The sequence below is a fragment of the Streptomyces nigra genome, assembly GCF_003074055.1.
GTDB classification, from domain to species: Bacteria; Actinomycetota; Actinomycetes; order Streptomycetales; family Streptomycetaceae; genus Streptomyces; species Streptomyces nigra.
The window spans coordinates 31,349-48,438 of the sequence record NZ_CP029043.1 but is presented as its reverse complement, the minus strand read 5'-3'; the positions used below and the strand labels follow the sequence as shown (position 1 = coordinate 48,438).

General features: G+C 69.6%; 18 protein-coding genes and 2 pseudogenes. 11 read left to right on the top strand and 9 right to left on the bottom strand.

Annotation, left to right across the window (positions count from 1 at the left end):
- The first annotated feature begins 45 nt into the window (after nucleotides 1–45).
- Genes DC008_RS00275 through larE form a run of 7 tightly spaced genes read left to right on the top strand, consistent with a single transcriptional unit; the run spans nucleotide 46 to nucleotide 6,779 of the window.
- Nucleotides 46–897 (top strand): fumarylacetoacetate hydrolase family protein, encoded by an 852-nt coding sequence (locus DC008_RS00275; protein WP_108705133.1) that lies wholly within the window; start codon nucleotides 46–48, stop codon nucleotides 895–897.
- A complete protein-coding gene (locus DC008_RS00270; RefSeq protein WP_108705132.1) occupies nucleotides 897–1,892 on the top strand; it encodes an aldo/keto reductase in 996 nt (331 codons plus the stop codon). Before DC008_RS00275 ends, DC008_RS00270 begins: the two co-directional genes overlap by 1 nt.
- Complete coding sequence (locus tag DC008_RS00265; protein ID WP_108705131.1) at nucleotides 1,889–2,824, top strand: amidohydrolase family protein; 936 nt, start codon at nucleotides 1,889–1,891, stop codon at nucleotides 2,822–2,824. Before DC008_RS00270 ends, DC008_RS00265 begins: the two co-directional genes overlap by 4 nt.
- Complete coding sequence (gene larA / locus DC008_RS00260) at nucleotides 2,821–4,101, top strand: nickel-dependent lactate racemase (RefSeq protein ID WP_108705130.1); 1,281 nt, start codon at nucleotides 2,821–2,823, stop codon at nucleotides 4,099–4,101. The genes DC008_RS00265 and larA overlap by 4 nt, the downstream gene beginning before the upstream one ends.
- The gene (gene larB, locus DC008_RS00255) at nucleotides 4,098–4,787 is read left to right on the top strand and encodes a nickel pincer cofactor biosynthesis protein LarB (RefSeq protein WP_108705129.1); all 690 of its coding nucleotides are present in this window, start codon (nucleotides 4,098–4,100) and stop codon (nucleotides 4,785–4,787) included. The genes larA and larB overlap by 4 nt, the downstream gene beginning before the upstream one ends.
- Nucleotides 4,784–5,965, top strand: coding sequence for a nickel pincer cofactor biosynthesis protein LarC (gene larC / locus DC008_RS00250; protein ID WP_108705128.1), 1,182 nt, complete (start codon nucleotides 4,784–4,786; stop codon nucleotides 5,963–5,965). The genes larB and larC overlap by 4 nt, the downstream gene beginning before the upstream one ends.
- Nucleotides 5,955–6,779: an ATP-dependent sacrificial sulfur transferase LarE gene (larE, locus tag DC008_RS00245; RefSeq protein ID WP_108705127.1), complete on the top strand. Its 825-nt coding sequence runs from the start codon at nucleotides 5,955–5,957 to the stop codon at nucleotides 6,777–6,779. Before larC ends, larE begins: the two co-directional genes overlap by 11 nt.
- Before the next feature lie 10 nt (nucleotides 6,780–6,789).
- Here the strand turns inward: larE and DC008_RS00240 are convergent, their stop codons facing one another.
- A complete protein-coding gene (locus tag DC008_RS00240) occupies nucleotides 6,790–7,026 on the bottom strand; it encodes a hypothetical protein (RefSeq protein WP_108705126.1) in 237 nt (78 codons plus the stop codon).
- A gap of 511 nt (nucleotides 7,027–7,537) precedes the next feature.
- On the opposite strand from DC008_RS00240, the gene DC008_RS00235 reads away from it, so the two are divergent.
- Nucleotides 7,538–7,903, top strand: coding sequence for a DUF1330 domain-containing protein (locus DC008_RS00235; protein WP_108705125.1), 366 nt, complete (start codon nucleotides 7,538–7,540; stop codon nucleotides 7,901–7,903).
- 565 nt (nucleotides 7,904–8,468) lie between these two features.
- Here the strand turns inward: DC008_RS00235 and DC008_RS00225 are convergent.
- The 3 genes from DC008_RS00225 to DC008_RS00210 form a co-directional block, all read right to left on the bottom strand.
- Nucleotides 8,469–9,041: a TetR/AcrR family transcriptional regulator gene (locus DC008_RS00225; protein WP_108705124.1), complete on the bottom strand. Its 573-nt coding sequence runs from the start codon at nucleotides 9,039–9,041 to the stop codon at nucleotides 8,469–8,471.
- A gap of 358 nt (nucleotides 9,042–9,399) precedes the next feature.
- A complete protein-coding gene (locus DC008_RS36400; RefSeq protein ID WP_382110289.1) occupies nucleotides 9,400–9,819 on the bottom strand; it encodes a BBE domain-containing protein in 420 nt (139 codons plus the stop codon).
- Nucleotides 9,820–10,119: 300 nt separating this feature from the next.
- The gene (locus DC008_RS00210) at nucleotides 10,120–10,578 is read right to left on the bottom strand and encodes a TIGR03618 family F420-dependent PPOX class oxidoreductase (protein ID WP_108705122.1); all 459 of its coding nucleotides are present in this window, start codon (nucleotides 10,576–10,578) and stop codon (nucleotides 10,120–10,122) included.
- Nucleotides 10,579–10,655: 77 nt separating this feature from the next.
- Here DC008_RS00210 and DC008_RS00205 point away from each other — a divergent pair.
- Nucleotides 10,656–10,943, top strand: a pseudogene (locus tag DC008_RS00205) (ion transporter); the annotation flags it as partial.
- Between the two features lie 222 nt (nucleotides 10,944–11,165).
- Here the strand turns inward: DC008_RS00205 and DC008_RS00200 are convergent.
- Complete coding sequence (locus tag DC008_RS00200; protein ID WP_108705121.1) at nucleotides 11,166–11,804, bottom strand: HD domain-containing protein; 639 nt, start codon at nucleotides 11,802–11,804, stop codon at nucleotides 11,166–11,168.
- Between the two features lie 452 nt (nucleotides 11,805–12,256).
- Between DC008_RS00200 and DC008_RS00190 the strand changes: the two genes are divergently transcribed.
- Entirely contained in the window at nucleotides 12,257–13,039 is a 783-nt protein-coding gene (locus tag DC008_RS00190; RefSeq protein WP_108710488.1) for an MEDS domain-containing protein, read from the top strand.
- A complete protein-coding gene (locus DC008_RS00185; RefSeq protein ID WP_108705119.1) occupies nucleotides 13,036–13,995 on the top strand; it encodes a sensor histidine kinase in 960 nt (319 codons plus the stop codon). The genes DC008_RS00190 and DC008_RS00185 overlap by 4 nt, the downstream gene beginning before the upstream one ends.
- A 127-nt stretch (nucleotides 13,996–14,122) precedes the next feature.
- Here the strand turns inward: DC008_RS00185 and DC008_RS00180 are convergent, their stop codons facing one another.
- The 4 genes and pseudogenes from DC008_RS00180 to DC008_RS00165 form a co-directional block, all read right to left on the bottom strand.
- A complete protein-coding gene (locus DC008_RS00180) occupies nucleotides 14,123–14,641 on the bottom strand; it encodes a cupin domain-containing protein (protein WP_108705118.1) in 519 nt (172 codons plus the stop codon).
- A gap of 382 nt (nucleotides 14,642–15,023) precedes the next feature.
- Nucleotides 15,024–15,575 carry a molybdenum cofactor biosysynthesis protein gene (locus DC008_RS00170; RefSeq protein WP_108710487.1) on the bottom strand — a complete coding sequence of 184 codons (552 nt, stop codon included), beginning with the start codon at nucleotides 15,573–15,575 and terminating at the stop codon, nucleotides 15,024–15,026.
- A 440-nt stretch (nucleotides 15,576–16,015) separates the two neighbouring features.
- Nucleotides 16,016–16,120 (bottom strand): annotated as a pseudogene (locus DC008_RS36395) (IS5/IS1182 family transposase); the annotation flags it as partial.
- Between the two features lie 106 nt (nucleotides 16,121–16,226).
- Nucleotides 16,227–17,087, bottom strand: a complete 861-nt coding sequence (locus DC008_RS00165) for an STM4011 family radical SAM protein (protein WP_108705117.1) — start codon at nucleotides 17,085–17,087, stop codon at nucleotides 16,227–16,229.
- Between the last annotated feature and the right edge of the window lie 3 nt (nucleotides 17,088–17,090).

The following is a 17,090-nucleotide window of genomic DNA, read 5'->3' as shown; positions in this document are numbered from 1 at the left end:
GCCGTAGGTCGCGGGAGGCACGTTCGCTCAGTGAGGAGCACTTCGATGAGGTTTCTGCGCGTGGGCCCCGCGGGCTCGGAACGCCCCGCCGTCCTCGACACCGACGGCCTGGTCTACGACCTGACCCCGCTGACCGCCGACATCGACGGTGCCTTCCTGGCCGGTGACGGCGTGGAGCGGGCACGCGACGCGCTGGCCGGGGGAGCCCTGACGCGCATCGACCTGGGCGGGCAGCGCACCGGAGCACCCGTGGCCCGCCCGGGCAAGGTCGTGTGCGTCGGGCTGAACTACGCCGATCACGCCGAGGAGACCGCCACCCCGCCCCCGGCGGAGCCGGTGATCTTCATGAAGGCGTCCAACACGGTGGTCGGACCCGACGACACCGTCCTCGTCCCGCGCACCAGCACCCGCACGGACTACGAGATCGAACTCGCGGTCGTCATCGGCCGCACCGCCCGCTACCTGGACTCCCCGGCCGCCGCGGACGACGTCGTCGCGGGCTACGCCATCGCCGACGACGTCAGCGAGCGCTCCTTCCAGCACGATCGCGGCGGGCAGTGGGACAAGGGCAAGTCCTGTGAGACCTTCAACCCCCTCGGCCCCTGGCTGGTGACCCCCGACGAGACCGGGGACCCCCAGGACCTGGCCCTGCGACTGTGGGTCAACGGCGAGCCGCGTCAGCACGGGCACACCAAGAACATGATCTTCGGGGTGCGCCACGTCGTGTGGTACCTGAGCCAGTTCATGGTGCTGGACCCCGGCGACGTGATCAACACCGGAACCCCGGCGGGCGTGGCCTTCGGTGCCAACGACTTCCCCTACCTGCGGGCCGGTGACGTGGTCGAGGCCGAGATCGACCGGCTCGGCCGTCAGCGGCACGTCGTCGGGCAGGCGTGATGTCCACCGCTGCGCACCCCTGGTATGCCGAACGGGTCCCCCTCGGCCGTTCCGGCGTCACCGTCAGCCGCATCGGGCTGGGCACCGCACCGCTGGGCGGTCTGTTCTCCGCGGTCGGCGGCCGGGACGCCACCGGCACACTGGAAGCGGCCTGGGCCGCCGGGATCCGCTACTTCGACACCGCCCCGCACTACGGTGCCGGGCTCGCCGAGCAACGGCTCGGCGCCTTCCTGACCGGCCTCGGCCCCGCGCGCGCGGACTGCACCGTGTCCACCAAGGTCGGGCGGCTGCTCGTCCCGGGAGAATCGGCACCAGGGGACGAGGCCTTCCACGGCGCACCCGACCTGGTCAGGATCCGCGACTACAGTGCCGACGGCGTCTACCGCTCCCTCGCCGAGAGCCTGGAGCGCTCCGGCCTCGACGCCTTCGACATCGTGCTCATCCACGACCCGGACGACCACGGGAAGGAGGCCCTCACCGGCGCCTACCCGGCACTGGCCCGGCTGCGCGCCGAGGGAGCGGTCCGGGCGATCGGCGTCGGGATGAACCAGACGGAGATGCTCACCCGCTTCGTCACCGAGACGGACGTCGACTGCGTCCTCGTCGCCGGCCGCTACTCCCTGCTGGACCGCAGCGCGGCCGACGAACTGCTGCCCGCGTGCGCCGAACGAGAGGTGGGCGTCCTGGTCGGCGGTGTCTTCAACAGCGGCATCCTGGCGAACCTCGCACCCGACGCCACCTACGACTACAGGCCGGCCTCCGAAGCGGTGCGGCGCCACGCCCTCGCCCTCGGCGAGCGCTGCGCCGCCCACGGTGTGGCGCTGGCCGCCGCGGCTCTGCGGTTCCCGCTGCGGCACCCCGCCGTGACCGGCGTCGTCGTCGGGGCACGCAGCTCCCAGGAGGTCACCGTCAACATCGCACACGCCGGCGCGACGATCCCCGAGGAACTCTGGGCCGAGCTCGACGCCCTCGAACGCGAACGGGACGGAGCATGAGCAGGATCGACGCACACCACCACGTCTGGCGGCCCGCCTCGGCTCCCGGGTCCGACCCGGGCCCCGGCCCGCGGCGCCGCGCGCACACATGGCTCGACGCGCCCGGCATGGCCACCTTGCGCAGGGACTTCACCATGGCGGACCTGGCACCGTCGGCCCGGGCGGCGGGCATCGACCGTACGGTCCTGGTCCAGGTCCTGCCGGACCTCGACGAGACCACGGAGTTCCTGTCCCTCGCCGCGACCGACGACCTGATCGCCGGCGTCGTCGGCTGGGCCGACCTCACCTCGGACGGCCTCGCCGACACCCTGGACGCCCTGCGGGCGGCGCCCGGCGGCGACCAACTGGTCGGCCTGCGGCACCTGGTGCAGAGCGAACCGGACCCCGGCTGGCTGAACCGGCCCGACGTGCGCCGGGGCCTGCACACGGTCTCGCGGGCGAACCTCGCCTATGACCTGCTCGTCCTCCCACACCAACTGCCCGCCGCCATCAGTACCGTCCGGGAGCTGCCGGACCTCACGTTCGTCCTCGACCATCTGGCCAAGCCGCCCATCGCCACAGGCGAACTGGAGCCCTGGGCAGCGCTGATCCGTGAACTCGCCGCCCAGCCCCACGTGTTCTGCAAGCTGTCCGGCATGGTCACGGAGGCCGCCTCGAACGACCGCAGTGTGGCGACCCTGCGTCCCTACGCCGACGTCGTGCTCGACGCGTTCGGCCCGCAGCGGGTGATGTTCGGCTCCGACTGGCCCGTCTGCCTGCCGGCCGCCTCCTACGCGGAGGTCGTCGGCGCGGCGGAGGCGCTGACCGCCGGCCTCACCCCGGCCGAGCGCTCCCAGGTCTTCACCACGACGGCGGAACGCGCCTACGGACTGGGCGCGAGCGACCGGCCGGGACGATCCGCGGACGACGGCCCGCTGGGGGTGGCCCGGTGAAAGTACGCCTGGCCTACGGCCGTTCAGGGATCGACATCGAGGTCGACCCGCGCACGGCGACGGTCGTCGAACCCGTCCATCACGCGGCAGCCGCGGACCAGATGGCCGCCCTGCGCGCGGCGCTGCGCGACCCGGTCGCGGGAGCACCCCTGCGCGAGCGGGTCCGCCCGGGGCAGACCGTGGCCATCTCGGCCTGCGACGGCACCCGCCCGCAGCCCCGCCACCTGATGATCCCGGCCGTCCTGGACGAACTGGAGGGCGTCGTCCGCCGGGAGGACGTCGTGATCCTCGTCGCGACCGGCACGCATCGCGGCAACGACGAGTCCGAGCTCCGGGCGATGTTCGGCGACGAGATCGTCGACGGGGTACGGATCGTCAACCACGACGCCCGCGACGCCGCCCAACTGGCATGGATCGGCACCTACGGCAACGACGTACCGGTGTGGCTCAACCGCGAGTGGTGGGAGGCGGACGTCCGCATCACCACAGGCTTCGTCGAACCCCACTTCTTCGCCGGCTTCTCCGGCGGCCCGAAGCTCGTCGCCCCTGGGCTCGCCGCGCTGGAGACCGTGCTCGTGCTGCACGACGCGGCCCGCATCGGGGACCCGCGCGCCACGTGGGGCATCACCCACGGCAACCCCGTCCACGACGACGTGCGTGCCATCGCCGAGGCCACCGGTGTCACCTTCGCGCTGGACGTGGTGCTCAACCGGGACAAGGACATCGTGGCCGCGTTCGGCGGCGACCTGCTGCCCATGCACGCGGCCGCGACGGCCACGGCCGAGCGGATGGCGATGCGCCCCGTCGAGGCGCCGTTCGACGTCGTCGTCACCACCAATTCCGGCTTCCCGCTGGACCAGAACCTGTACCAGGCGGTCAAGGGCATGTCGGCGGCCTACCAGGTGGTCCGGCCAGGAGGAACGATCGTGTGCGCGGCCGAATGCCGCGACGGCTTCCCCGACCACGGCTCCTACCGTCAGGTGCTGGCCTCCGCGCCGTCCCCGCAAGCCCTGTTCGCCGACATCGGTGCGCGCACCGAAACGGTTCCCGACCAGTGGCAGGTGCAGATCCAGGCCCGCATCCAGTCGGGCAGTCGCGTCATCATGCACACCTCCTTCCTCAGCGACGAGGAGCTGGCCACGGCCCATCTGCGGCAGACCCACGACATCACCGCCACCGTCGCCGAGGCGCTGGCCGCCGCGGGCCCCGACGCCCGCGTGTGCGTCCTGCCCGAAGGCCCGCAGACCATTCCCTACATCCGACGGGGGCGGCCGTGAACGACGTGCTGGACCTGGGATACGCCCGGCTCGACCTCGGCCGTGAGGCCCGGCAGGGCCTGCCGGAAGTGGTCTACGGCCCCGGCAAGACCGTGGAGCAGATCGCCGGAATCGTCACCGGCCTGCTGCGCCACAACACCGGCCCCGTCCTCGCCACCCGCGTCGCCCCCGAGACGGCCACGGCGGTCCTGGGACAGGTGGAAGGCGGCACCTACGACGAGAACGCCCGGCTGCTGACCTGGCGGCCGGCTCCCGCCGGGGAGTTCTCCGTCGTGGTGGCGGCCGCCGGCACCTCCGACGGCCCGGTGGCCGCGGAAGCCGCCGCGGTGGCCTCGGCCATCGGACTGGACACGACGGTCGTCCACGACGTCGGAGTGGCGGGAATCCAACGCGTCCTGCAGGTAGCCGGCCTGCTGCGGGAAGCCGACGCGGTGATCGTGGTGGCCGGCATGGAAGGCGCCCTCGCCAGCGTCGTCGGCGGTCTTGTCCGCAACCCGGTCGTCGCCGTGCCCGTTTCCACCGGATACGGCGCCTCACTGGAGGGCGTCACCGCACTGCTCGCCATGCACGCCTCCTGCGCCGCCGGGGTGACCGTGGTCAACATCGACTCCGGATTCTCCGCGGCCATGGCGGTCCACCGCATCGCCCAGGCCCGGTCGGCGGCAGACCCCGGAGGCGCCGCATGATCTGCTGGATCGACCCGTTCACCGGGCTGGCCGGAGACATGCTGCTGGCGGCCCTGATCGACGCCGGGGCACCGCTGGACCGGATCCGGTCCGCCGTCGCCGCCACCGGCCTGACCGGCTGGAACCTCACCGCCGAGCGCATCACGGACCACGGACTGGCCGCCACGCGGGTCCACGTCGAGGTCACCGACCCCCACGCCGAGCGTCGGGCCGGCGAAGTACTGGAGATGGCGGCCAGGGCGACCCCCCGGCGCGTCGCGGCCCTCGCCACAGCCGCCGTCACGGCGATCACCGAGGCGGAGGCGCGACTCCACGACGCCGACCCGGCCGACGTCCATCTGCACGAACTCGGCGGCCACGACACCCTCGTGGACATCGTCGGCAGCGCCGCGGCCCTGCACGCCCTCGGGGTCACCGACGTCGTCAGCGCACCCCTGCCGCTCGGCCGGGGCAGGATCGACGCCGCGCACGGCGTCCTGCCCTGCCCCGCACCGGCCACCCTTGCCCTCCTGGCGGGAGCCGCCGTCACGGGCAGCGACCTGCCGGGCGAAACGGTGACACCCACCGGCGCCGCACTGCTGCACGCCGCCGGAGCCCGGTACGGCCCACCCCCACCCATGACCCTGGACGCCACCGGCTACGGCGCGGGCACCCGCCGCCTGCCCGACCGGCCCAACGTCGTCCGCGTCAGCGTCGGTTCCCCTCTTCCCGGCGCACCGGACGAAGACGTCGTCGTGCTGGAGACCAACCTGGACGACGTCACCGGGGAAGTTCTCGCGTACGTCATCACCAGGGCACTGGATGCGGGAGCGCTCGACGCCTGGACTACCCCGGCAGTGATGAAGAAGGGCAGACCCGCGCAGATCCTGCACGTCCTCGTGCACCCGCACCACGAACGGCGGCTGCGTGACCTGATGCTGACCGAGACCGGAACCCTCGGCATCCGGCGTGTCGCCGCCACCCGCACCACCTTGCCGCGTGCCTTCGAGACGGTGGAGGTCGACGGGCACCCCGTACGGGTCAAACACGGTCCCTGCGCGGCGAAGCCGGAGCACGACGACGTGGTGGCCGCGGCCGCCGCGCTGGGCCGGCCACTGCGCGCCGTCGCCGCACGCGCACTGCACCTGAGCCGGGCGGGGACGACGACGACCAGCCAGGAGGAAGAACGTGCCCAGTGACGCCACCTTGGAGCACCGGCTCGCGGCCCGCGTGCGCGAACTCGGCGGCCCCGTGGCCGTCGCCTATTCCGGCGGCGCCGACTCCGCGCTGGTCCTCGCCGCGGCCGCCCGGGTGCTCGGCCCGGGGCAGGTCCTGGCGGTCACGGCCGTGTCGGAGAGCCTGGCCGACGGAGAGCTCGATGCCGCCCGGCGTCTCGCCCACGAACTCGGGGTCATCCATCTCGCCCCGCGCACCCACGAGTTGGCACGCCCCGGCTACCGGGCCAACGGCCCGGACCGCTGCTATTTCTGCAAGGCCGAGGTACTGGACACCATCGCGGCACTGGCCCGCGAGCACGGTTGCGACACGGTGGCCACCGGCACCAACGCGGACGACGCCGCGGACCCCTACCGGCCGGGTATCCGCGCCGGCCGGGAACGAGGCATCCGCACCCCGCTCCTCGACGCGGGGCTGACGAAGGCGGAGGTACGCCGCCTCAGTCGACTGTGGTCGTTGCCCACCTGGAACAAACCGGCGACACCGTGTCTCGCCAGCCGGGTCCGCTACGGCATCGAGGTCACCCCGTTCCGCCTGGCCCGCGTCGACCGCGCCGAGGCGGCCGTCCGGACCCTCCTGGCAGAGGCCGGACTTCAGGTGACCGACCTCCGGGTCCGTGACCTCGGTGACCGGGCCCGGGTCGAGGTGGACCCGGCGTTCGTATCGCGCACCGCGGCACTTCCGACGCTCGGCGAGGCGCTCGCCGCGTCCGGCTTCGCCGGCCTGCCCCACCAGGTCGAACCGTTCCGCTCGGGCCGGCTCAACGCCGAGCCCTGAAACCATGGTGTCAGGGTGTGATCAACGAGGTGTGCGGTGGCATCCAGACGAACGCGGCTGTCGTCGCCGTCTCATCCGGCTCCCGCCACCAGCCCAGCACCGTGGGCGGGACTTCACCCTCGGCCCGCAGCTGCTCGATCGTGCCGAGTCCCGACAGCAGCATGGTGTGCAGGTCGGGACGTGTGGCGAGTATTCCCCGCGACTGGAAGCGAAAACTGCCGGCGTGTCCGTGATGAACCAAGGTCACGAGAGTACGTCTCCTGCCTACCCGACGGGCCGAGATCCGCGGAGCGGGGAAGCGGGTGAGGACCCGCCGGCCGCAGCAGACGCGACGAAGGGGCGGTCGGAGTGGCCGGACTCGCGCTCTGGCAGGGTCATTCGAACCTCGTAGGCATGCGATGCGGTGGGCATGGTGTGCGGGCTGATCATGTCTGCCGTCACCGCACAGCGTCTACGTGATAGATGTCACTGACAATCTAAATTTCGTAGTCGACTCAGGAGGACAGGTCGGTGGCGCCGTTGGTGGGTACTGGCGTGACCCCTGCGGCCCGGCATGCCCGGCCGTCCCGCCGGAGTCGGTTCGAGGGTGGGGCAGGAGCCGTCGCTACTCGTCGCGGGCGGCGCCGTGCCCTGTGCCCGTCCCCGCCTCTGGTGTCGAAGTGTGAAGTTGCAGGGCACGCCATCAAGCAGTTAGATGTCGTTAGTAATCTAACTCTGCCGCGCGCCCAGCGGCCGTAACCCTCCCGAAGGAACCTTCCATGAGCACCTACCTGATCAACCATCTCCGTATCCCTGGCGACGTCCCGAACGAGCAGGGGCTGTCGTACCTGGAACAGGTCGAGGCCACTGTCCAGCCGTTCGGCGGGAAGTGGCTGGCCAACGGCGCACCCGACGTGATCGAGGGTGCGTGGCCGGGCCTGGTCGTGCTGATGGAGTTCCCCGACCGTGCCGCAGCGGAGGCCTGGTACCGCTCGCCCGAGTACCAGGCGATCCTGCCGTTGCGCGTGCGCAACGCGATCTCGGACATCGTCATGATCGACAGCCTGCCGCCGGGCTACACCGTGAAGGGGTTCGCCCAGGAGGTGCGCGCCGCCGTCGCGGCAGCGTCCGGCACCTCCGAGTGACGCCGTAACCCGACGGGCGTCGGCCCGACGAATGGCCGGGGAGCTGATGCGCCACGGCCGCCATCCCGTGGCCCCGCCCGAGCCGGGCTGTCGTATGGACTTGTATGCGTTCGGCACGTACAGCCTGGCTACGGTGCTCCGTGCGGTGCACCACCCCTGCGGCTCACCACCGCAGAGGGGCATGGTCGGCCAGAGCCACACCGTCGCCGGCGACCCGGCCACGGCCTTGGCCACGGCGGCGCACCACGCATAGCAAGCCGCATCCGGACCGCCTCGTGGTCCAGGGCATCCTGCTCGTTCTGTACACCGGGATCGCCAGGGAGTACCTGCCGCCGGAAGTCGGCCTCGGCTCGGGCTTCACCTGCTGGCGCCGGCTGACGCCACCGGCATTCCGCTCGCCGCGGAATGCGACGGCATGCACGAAGGTTCCCCTCACCCTCAGATGCGCACTCATCTGCCGGCGACGGCCGGCCGCAGTTCAGCGCCGCCACTCGTAGGCATCCGGTGAGGACTCCAGCACTTCGCTCAGCCGCTCCTGCAGCATCTGCCAAGGAGGCGTGAGGTGTCAGCCGTTCGACGGCTCAGTGCTGTCGGCGGCTCTCGCCGCTGCGGCATGTGAAGCTCGCAGGATCTGTTCCGACAGGGGAGTGCCCGCGGTGGCCCGGGCGAGGAGTATGCCTCCGACGAGCGTGGCATAGGCGGCCAGGCCGGCGTCACCGGGCGCGATCCACGCCGCGAGTTCCTGGACGCCCTTGGCGTAGGTCTCCCTGTGCTCGGGCTCGCGCGCGACATCGCCGGCGAACCCGGCCGCGGGGCAACCGGTACCAGGGTTGTCGCGATGCTCGACCGAGAAGTAGGACTCGAGCAGCGACTGCCAAGCCGCCTGGTGTTCCCCGGCCTCCTGCTCCAACGCCAGGAGGTCTTGCAGGTTGTCGGTGAACGCCTTGGCGGTCGCTTCGTCGACAAGCGCGGCTTTGGAGGCGAACTGCTTGTAGAAGCCGCCCTGGGTAAGGCCGATCGACTTCATCACATCCGCGATACCGACACTGGCCACACCGTCTTCACGGAACAGCCGAGCGGCAGCGGCCACCACTCGCTCCCGGTTGGCACGCGCTTCTGCCTGCGAGACGCGACTCATCCAACACCCTCCGTGACGTCGAGCAGCCTTCTACTGCACTCCAAAGATTACGCTCGCCGTCTAACCTGTGGCGCGGCGGTCCGCCTTCCGCGCTGCCGGTAGACATGTCTGCCGTACCCCCGCGGAGCAACAAGTGGTGAACGTCCACCTGCATGAAAGATGGCGTTCGAAATCTAACATGCGGTGGGCGTCGTGAGCGGGCCACGAGGGGTCAAGGACAGTGGCGCGCCTGCACGCTCCGTCCGGCATGGGCGGGGGTGTCGTCGACCGCAGCGCCCTTGAACGGGCCCGCCCGGACCTCTGTGGGTTGGGCGGGCGCGTCTACCGCCGGCGCCGGCACGGGCCGGTGACCGAATGCTCAGCCGGGCGGGATGTTGTGGTTCACCCGGAACATGTGGGTCGGGTCGTACGCCTTCTTCGCGGCGGTCAGACGCCGGTAGCGCTCGGCGCCGTAGACCTCGCTCAGCCGCGCGCTGTCGGTGGCCTCTTGGGCGGAGGGGAAGTTGACCATCCTTCGCCTGTCCGCCCAGGGCTCCATTGCGTTCATCACCTCTTCGAGTTCGGCGCTCAGGAACCCGGCCGCGTCGGGGGCGCCCACGCCGAAGCCGCAGAGGACGAAAGGAAGTCCCCGGCTGGACACGGCGTTGGGTACCTCGGGCTCACGGTCGAGCGCACCACCGAGCATGCGAAGCTCGACGCTCACCGAATAGGGCATCGGCGTCGGGGGGTCCATGTGGAGGGTGCCCATGGCGACAAGGACGACTACAGGGAGCGGCACGCGGTCGAGTGTGGGATCAAACGGCTGAAGCGCCACCGCGCGGTTGCGACGAGGTACGACAAACTCGCCGTCCGCTACCACGCGACCGTGCTGGTTGCAGCCATCAATGAATGGCTATGACCAGCAGGGTCGCCCCCTAAGGGCTGTCCCGCAATTCCCGGCGGGCGCGCGGCGTCAGCTACGGCACCTCGCCGCGTTGTCGGATCATCCGCATACATCCAGTATGCGGACGACCCTCCGCCTTGCGATGCACCGCATCTGACGCCGCGCGCCGATCCACCGGGAATCACGGGACAGCCCTTAGCCGTTCATATCCAAGGCCGTCCCGTACAGCCGCTCCACCCTCAACCGAATGACGATCCTGCGCTCGGCGACCAACTGCTTGAGGAACGCATCTTCGTCCTCCGGCTTCGCGGCCGTCGGGATCATCGCGAGCAGTTCCCGTCCGACCGAGTCGCCTGGAACCGTAGTGATCTCGGAAGCCTCCGCCGCGCCCTCGGCGACGGCGAACGACCAGACGTCGCCCCCCTGCACATGCAGCGCCGCGCGCGGGTTGCGCTGCAAGTGCTTGACCTTGATGCGGTCGGCCGTGGTGGACAGCCTCACGATGCGGGCCTCGGGGTCCCAGCTGTAGAGCATCGTGGTCAGGTGCGGATGGCCGCTCTGCTTGACAGTGGCGAGGGTCCCGAACTGCTGCCTGGCGAGTAGATCGGAGAGGGCTTCCTCGGACAGGGAGCGAGGCGCTGGTCCTTGAGTCATGCTGTGATCAACTTCCGTGACGTCCCCGGCATTCCACGGCCCTCTTGCGCCCTACCATCCACTATCGCAACGGGCCCTACTACGCCTCCTACGTCCTGCTCGCCTCGTTCGTCCTGGTCAACGTCCTCATCGGTGTCGTTCTCACCTCTCTCGAGGAAGCCAAGGACATGGACGAGGAGGTCGAGCCGCCACGAGCACGCCGCCGGACACCGGAACCGCAGGAGGAACAACTCCTGCTCCAGCGCATCGAGATGGCCCGCCGGGCCTTGGACGATCTCGAGCGGGACATCGCCCGGTCCACCGACTCCGTGCCGCTTCGAGTCGGTCGAAGGGAGAACGCTTGCCAGCTGGAAGGGGGGACGTGATCTCGATGTGGCGGTGATCTGCCGGCTACAGCGCCCCCGGGTACGGGGCGTGCGAAGGCGAGAGCCGTCTCCGCGCCGCGCTCGTCCACCGCGGCGCGGAGACGGCCGGTCGATCGATGCCAACCCGGGACGGCTGCTCCTGCGCGTCGGCGAGGGGCCGGGGTGTCGGCGAGCAGGGCCGCCGGCCCCGCTCCGTGAGTTGTCGCCCGCGGCGCGTGGCACCTATTCCGGCCAGGCGTTCCCCTTGATGATGTCCACGAAATCCTTCCTCTGGAAGGAGGAGTCGAAGTGGGCGAGGACGTCGTCGTTCATGGTGCCGAAGGTGGTGTCGGGCCGACCGGCCATGCCATCGTAGAAAGCGCGGAGAATGCGGTTCTTGAAGTCGGGCCGCGGATGCGCGCCCACGCCGGCGGCGCGCTGCTCCTCGGTGATCTCGTCCAGGTCAAGACCGAGTACGTCGGTTTCCACGCCGAGCGTCACCACGGCCACCTCCGGGGCTAGGTGATGGGGCACTTCCGGGGTGGTGTGCAGCGCGATCGCCAGCCAGACGCCGCGCGCGTCCTGCTCCGAACGGCCGTGATCCCGCAGGAAGTCGCGTGCGGCATCCGCACCGTCTATCTCGAAGCGCTGGTGCTTCGTCGCGTATGTCGAGGTGAGCCCCAAATCATGGAAGAGCCCGCCGACATAGGCGAGTTCCGGATCGACCACCAGACCACGTGCCGCCGCTTTGAGGGAACCCCAGAGAAATACCCGGCGGGAGTGGTTGAACAAGGTTTCATCCGCAGCGTCACGAACCAGCGACGTCGCCTCGGCGACGAGCTTTGTGTCGGGAATGCTGATTCCAGCAATTGTTTCAGGCATGGCATCTCCATGAATCGGCTGTGGATTGTTTCCATTCTCGGACGGTCCCGGCCGTCGATCCACCTGGAACCGGACACGTATCCCACAGATCGAGACCTCGACCATGGGTGGGCGAGGGGTCCCGGGGTCCTCGGTCTCCTCGTCGCCGACGAGGTGGTGATCGCGACGGTGGTCACCAGGACGGTGAGGCCGAAGGCGTTTCGGGGTCAGCTCCTGAGCACCCCCGCAGAGCTCGCGCGGTCGCGTCCGGAGCTCTCCGCCACGTGGACCACCTGAGCCGCCGTGTCGGCCTCGTCAATGGCCCGTAGCCGCCGCGTCCGGCTGCGGTGAATTCCTCAGGGCTGACTCCACGCCCTGTTGGTCCAGCTTCGGGTGATCGACCGTGGCCCGTACGGCTTGGTGATGTGGGCGTGCGGAACATTAAGGTGGGAGGCGAGGCGAGGGAGGAAGCGGTGAGAGCGACACGCGCGGTGGAGACGCTGGATGAGGTCGATGCTGGTGACCATGTGTGTCAGCTTCTGGATGTAACGGACGATGTGATGGTCCGAAGCCGGGCCTTTGTCGCGGACGGAGCTCTGTTCGGCGACAAGGTGCTGATCGTTTCGCCTTCCGCTCAGGTCACGACTGATGCCGTTGCCCTGGTACTCGATCCGACGCGGCTCGAGGAATCCCTTCTCGCGGTGGTGCGCCGGGAGGCGGCCAGTGCCGAGAGCGAGGGATACCGGTCCCTGCGGGTGCTGCACCACGTCACAGGCGAAGCTGACGGCGGTGGTGCCGAGCGGTTGCTGCGCAGTGAGCTGGAACTGGAAGAGTTCGCGGCAGACAGCGGCGCGTCGGTGGTCTGCGCCTATCAGAGAGGCAACTGGGACACTGCCCTTCTGGACAAGCTCAGATGTGTGCACCCCCATCACCTGGGCAGCCGACCGATGTCGCCCTCTTTTCAGCTCTACCGGGCGGGAAAGGGTGGCTGGACGGTGAAGGGGATCGTCGACACCGAGGGTGCTGTGGCCTTCGGTGCCATCCTGCTCACGCTGCTGCGGCAGACGACCACCGTGCGGCTACTGTGCCAAACCCTGGATTTCTTCGACGCAGCCGGCATGAGCGCCCTTGCCGATGCCGCTCGAGCACTGCCCGATCGCAAGATCGTGCTGGAGGGAACCAATGAGACCGTACGCTTGGCCTGGGATCTCTCCGGCTTCGCAGACCCTTCCCTCCCCGTGGTGATGACGCCATGACATCCTCCGAAACCCGCGCCACGCCGTCACCGTCCGGCGAGGGATACAGGCACGAGCTGTACCCCTACCAGGGCAGCGACGAGTTTCTCCAGGGCACCTTGGGCTTCATCCGCGAGGCCCGGGACGGTGGAGAGGCTGTCGTCGTCGCCGTTTCGGAGGAGAAGGCCGCCCTCATGCGCGCCGAGATGCCCGAGGACGACACGGTTCGCTACGTCGAGACCGGCGCGGTGGCGCACCATCCAGGTCGGCTCATCGGTGCCTGGCAGGAATGGATCAAGGCGCATACCGCCGAAGGCCGACCTGTGCGCGGGATCGGCGAATCACCCTGGGGTGAGGTGCGCAGTCCAGCGGAGGCCGAAGAGCTGCGCTACCACGAGTGGCTGCTGAACAAGGCGTTCTCCGCCGGGCCGGCGTGGTGGCTGCTGTGCCCGTACGACATCGCGGGAGAACGGGCTGAGCTGGAGCGAATGTCTCGCTGCCACCCCACCATCCGCGCTGCCGGCCGCAGCGAAACGAACGACACCTACGATCCGCAGGCCCCCTTCGACTTCAGCCCGCTCAGTCATCCATGCTCCCCCTACGAGGAGTTCGCCTACAGCCGAGGTGATCTCCCCGCGCTCAGGGAGAAGATCGCCTCCTGCGCCGAACAGCTCGGGCTGGAAGGGGCGCGGCTGCGGGAGCTGCATCTGGCGGCGACCGAAATCGCCGCGAACAGCATCCGGCACGGTGGGGGCCAGGGCGTGTTGCGGATGTGGAGCCAGGAGCAGCGCCTGGTGTGCGAGTTCCGTGACTCCGGCTATATCGACGACCCTCTCGTGGGCCGTTCACGACCCACCCGCACCCAGGTGGGCGGGCGGGGCCTCTGGCTCGCGCACCAACTGTGCGACTTGGTCGAGATCCGCTCGACTCCTGACGAAGGAACCACGATCCGCCTGCACACCGGAGTGACGTACTGAGATGCGAGGGTGGCGGCGCCGGACCTGACACGACCGCGGGTTCCGGCACCGGCGAGATGCCAGGCGGCACTGCGCGACGTCATTGCTTCGCCCGTGCCGTTGACCGGCCGGTCCGCAGGTCGTGGGTTCACGGTCCTGGCGGCGGGGTCAGTCCGAACCGCGCGATGACGTCCGGCAGCCACTCCGGCTGACCGAATTCGAGGCCGTACTTGGCCACGACTGCCGGGATCGCGTCCGAGGACGACGGCGGGCCGTCGGCGAACATCTCGGCCAGCTCGCGAAAGCAGTCCTCGAAACCGGCAGGGCTGATGATCTCGATCATGCGGGCAGGGACCGAGCCGGCGTTCCACATGGCGTGCAGCTCGCCGCGCGGCTTGGTGATGTAGCCGCCGGCGCCCAGCACGGCTTCGCGGTCGCCGGAGCGAAAGCCGATCTCGCCTTCGGTGACGATCGAGTACTCGTCCTCACGGGTGTGCAGGTGCGGCGGCACCAGCGCGCCGACCGGGAACGGGTGCTCGACGACCGACAAGGCGCCGTTGGTATCGGCCCCCGAAAGCTTGAAGACCACACCGATGGAACCCAGGAACCCCTCGGCGCCCTCGCCGGGGCGGACGACCGTGAGCGGAGGGACCAGTTCCTCGGTCATCGCGATCACTCCTCTGATCGATTTCGAGAGACACCGATGTCCTGCTAAAAGTCTCCACCCCGGACTTCCTGCATCGCATCTTGGCGACCTCGACGACATACGCCGTGTCACCCCGTTAGGGGCCGCCGCCAGGACCTCGCCGCGGCATTTCTCGCCACCAGCCGGCGTGACGGCGAGCCGCTTCTCGTCATCGGCACGGAGAGAGTTCGCGAGAACAAAGGCCAGGGGTCACTTCAGCAGCTCGAGAAACTGCCGCAGGTCACCTTGGTCGAGCTCGGGGTTCGTCCAGCGACGCCGTTCGCGTCCGGTAGATCACTCCGTCAGGGCCGACAGCATGGGACTGGCCCCCCCGTTCGAGCCGATGCCAGGCCCTCGTCGTGTGTTAGCCGCTGTATATCGTCCCTGTAGAACGGGAAACGTCCGCACCTGCCTTTTCCCCTCCCGTCCCAGTGACGGTGAATACTGCGCTCCCCAAGGTCAGGATGCCGTCGGAGAGTGGTGTGCAGCGCACACCTCCTTTGCCCCGCAGCGCACGCTGGGCGCCGGTTCCGATAGTGGTCTCCATCCAGGCACAAGGCCTCGCCGCACTGTTGACCGCCAGGAGGACCGGGCCGCTGCCGGTGTCCAGACTGATTGTCGATCCCACATACTCATCGATGTTCACCCCGCTGAGAAGCACGTTTCGACGTGTCTGCCGCAGGTCGATCGCGCTATTGATATGCAGAGGAAGATTCTCCGCTGACATCAGAGTGATTGCAGCACGACGATGTGCCGGGTGAGCGAAGTACCGATCGCCGACGATCCCGAGCGTGCGGCGGACTTCGACGCTGTCGACCAGTTCGTCCTCGTGCGTGGGAACCGGCCCATCCGCCGGCCGCCCGACGTAGCGGTGGGTCGGTGACAACAACAGCTGAAGCACTTCCACTGTGGTCATGGACTCACAGTACGACGGGACGAAAAGCAGCACGCCGCAGTTTCGCCAGTGGTCCGTATGGCGCTGCCGCAGCGGCGAGCGAGGATTCCGGCATCCTGGCCGCAAGCCGTTGCCGGATGGGAGGGCCCTTTGCGGAATCCTATACAGTGCTGCGCTCTGAGAGTTGTTGGAGCGCGGTTCGCCCGAGTCCCCCTGTTGCATCGCCCAGGCATACGCCATGGCCTATGCCTGCACAGATTTCGGCGCGACATCGTGCGGCATGGAGCACGAGGGCGCCCTTCGGATTCTCTTACGGGTGAGTGCCGGATCGGGGCAACGAGTGTGGGCCCGCAAGGAGACCGCGGCCGTCATTGATCAGCGCTGGCCGTTGGAAATACGTCGGGAGATTTCGTGTCAACCCCACGCCTCCTCCCGGTTCCTACTGGCCCCCTTCCAGGCTTGGCGTGCGCGTGCGCGGTGGTGTCCGGCACCGGCGGGGTGGCGGCGATCGCCAGGCGGGTTTCGGCGTCGATGATGACCTGCGCGTTTGCCGTGAACCGGTAGTTGGGCAAACGCCGAACAATGTGACCAGCTGCCGCATGGTCAGGTTCGTGCGGTAGGACAGGGCACTTGTTCGTGAGGGGAACCGGTGACATCCGATCCGATCGGTGGTTACGTCCGACCGGGCCGGATGGCGGCCGGGATGCGTTCCAGGACTCCGCCGGCGAAGACGTCGTACAGGGGCAGGGTCTCCAGGTGGACGTAGCCGATGTGGCAGTCGCAGACCGTCAGCGGGCACGGCCGCGGGCGCAACGCGGCCCGGTAGCTGCCGTCGTACAGGTTGCCGAGCTCGGCGCGGACGAAGTGGCAGCGGCGTACGGTGCCCTCCCCGTCGACCGAGATCACGGACTCGCCGGTCCGACAGGGCAGTCCGGCGCTGGCGTGCGGGGTGCGGCTGTAGGGGAACAGCGCGTCCAGCGCCGTCCAGTCCTCGGCCTCGGCGTCCTCGTAGGTGTGTCCCTCGGCCGCGTTGACCCACAGGTACACGTGGTCCGGCAGGTCGGCGCGCAACCGGCGGGCGGCCGGCAGGTGTTCGGGCAGGCCGACCACGCCGACGCTGTAGCGCACACCGCGCCGGGCGAGGTCGTGACACTTGGTGAGGAAGCGGTCGTAGGGCGTCTGGCCCGGGTGGTAGGTGCACCACAGGGCGAGGGTGTCGCGGTCGGCGGTGTCCAGCCAGTCGGTGCGGCAGCTGAGGTTGGTCTGGATGGCGACGCGGCGGATGTGCGGCAGGTGGGACAGCTCCGCGAGGGTGCGCCGGTACCAGGAGCGTACGAGTCCCTCGCCCCACGGGGTGAACAGCAGCGACAGCCGGTCGTCTCGCTGCGCGGCGGCCCACGCCGCGAAGCGGTCCAGGGCGGCTCGGTCGGCGCGGAGCTGGGCGGGGGAGTCCCGCCGCTTCGCGAACGGGCAGTAGGGGCAGTCGTAGTCGCAGGAGGCGAGGGGACCGCGGTAGAGGACGGTGAGGTCCATGGC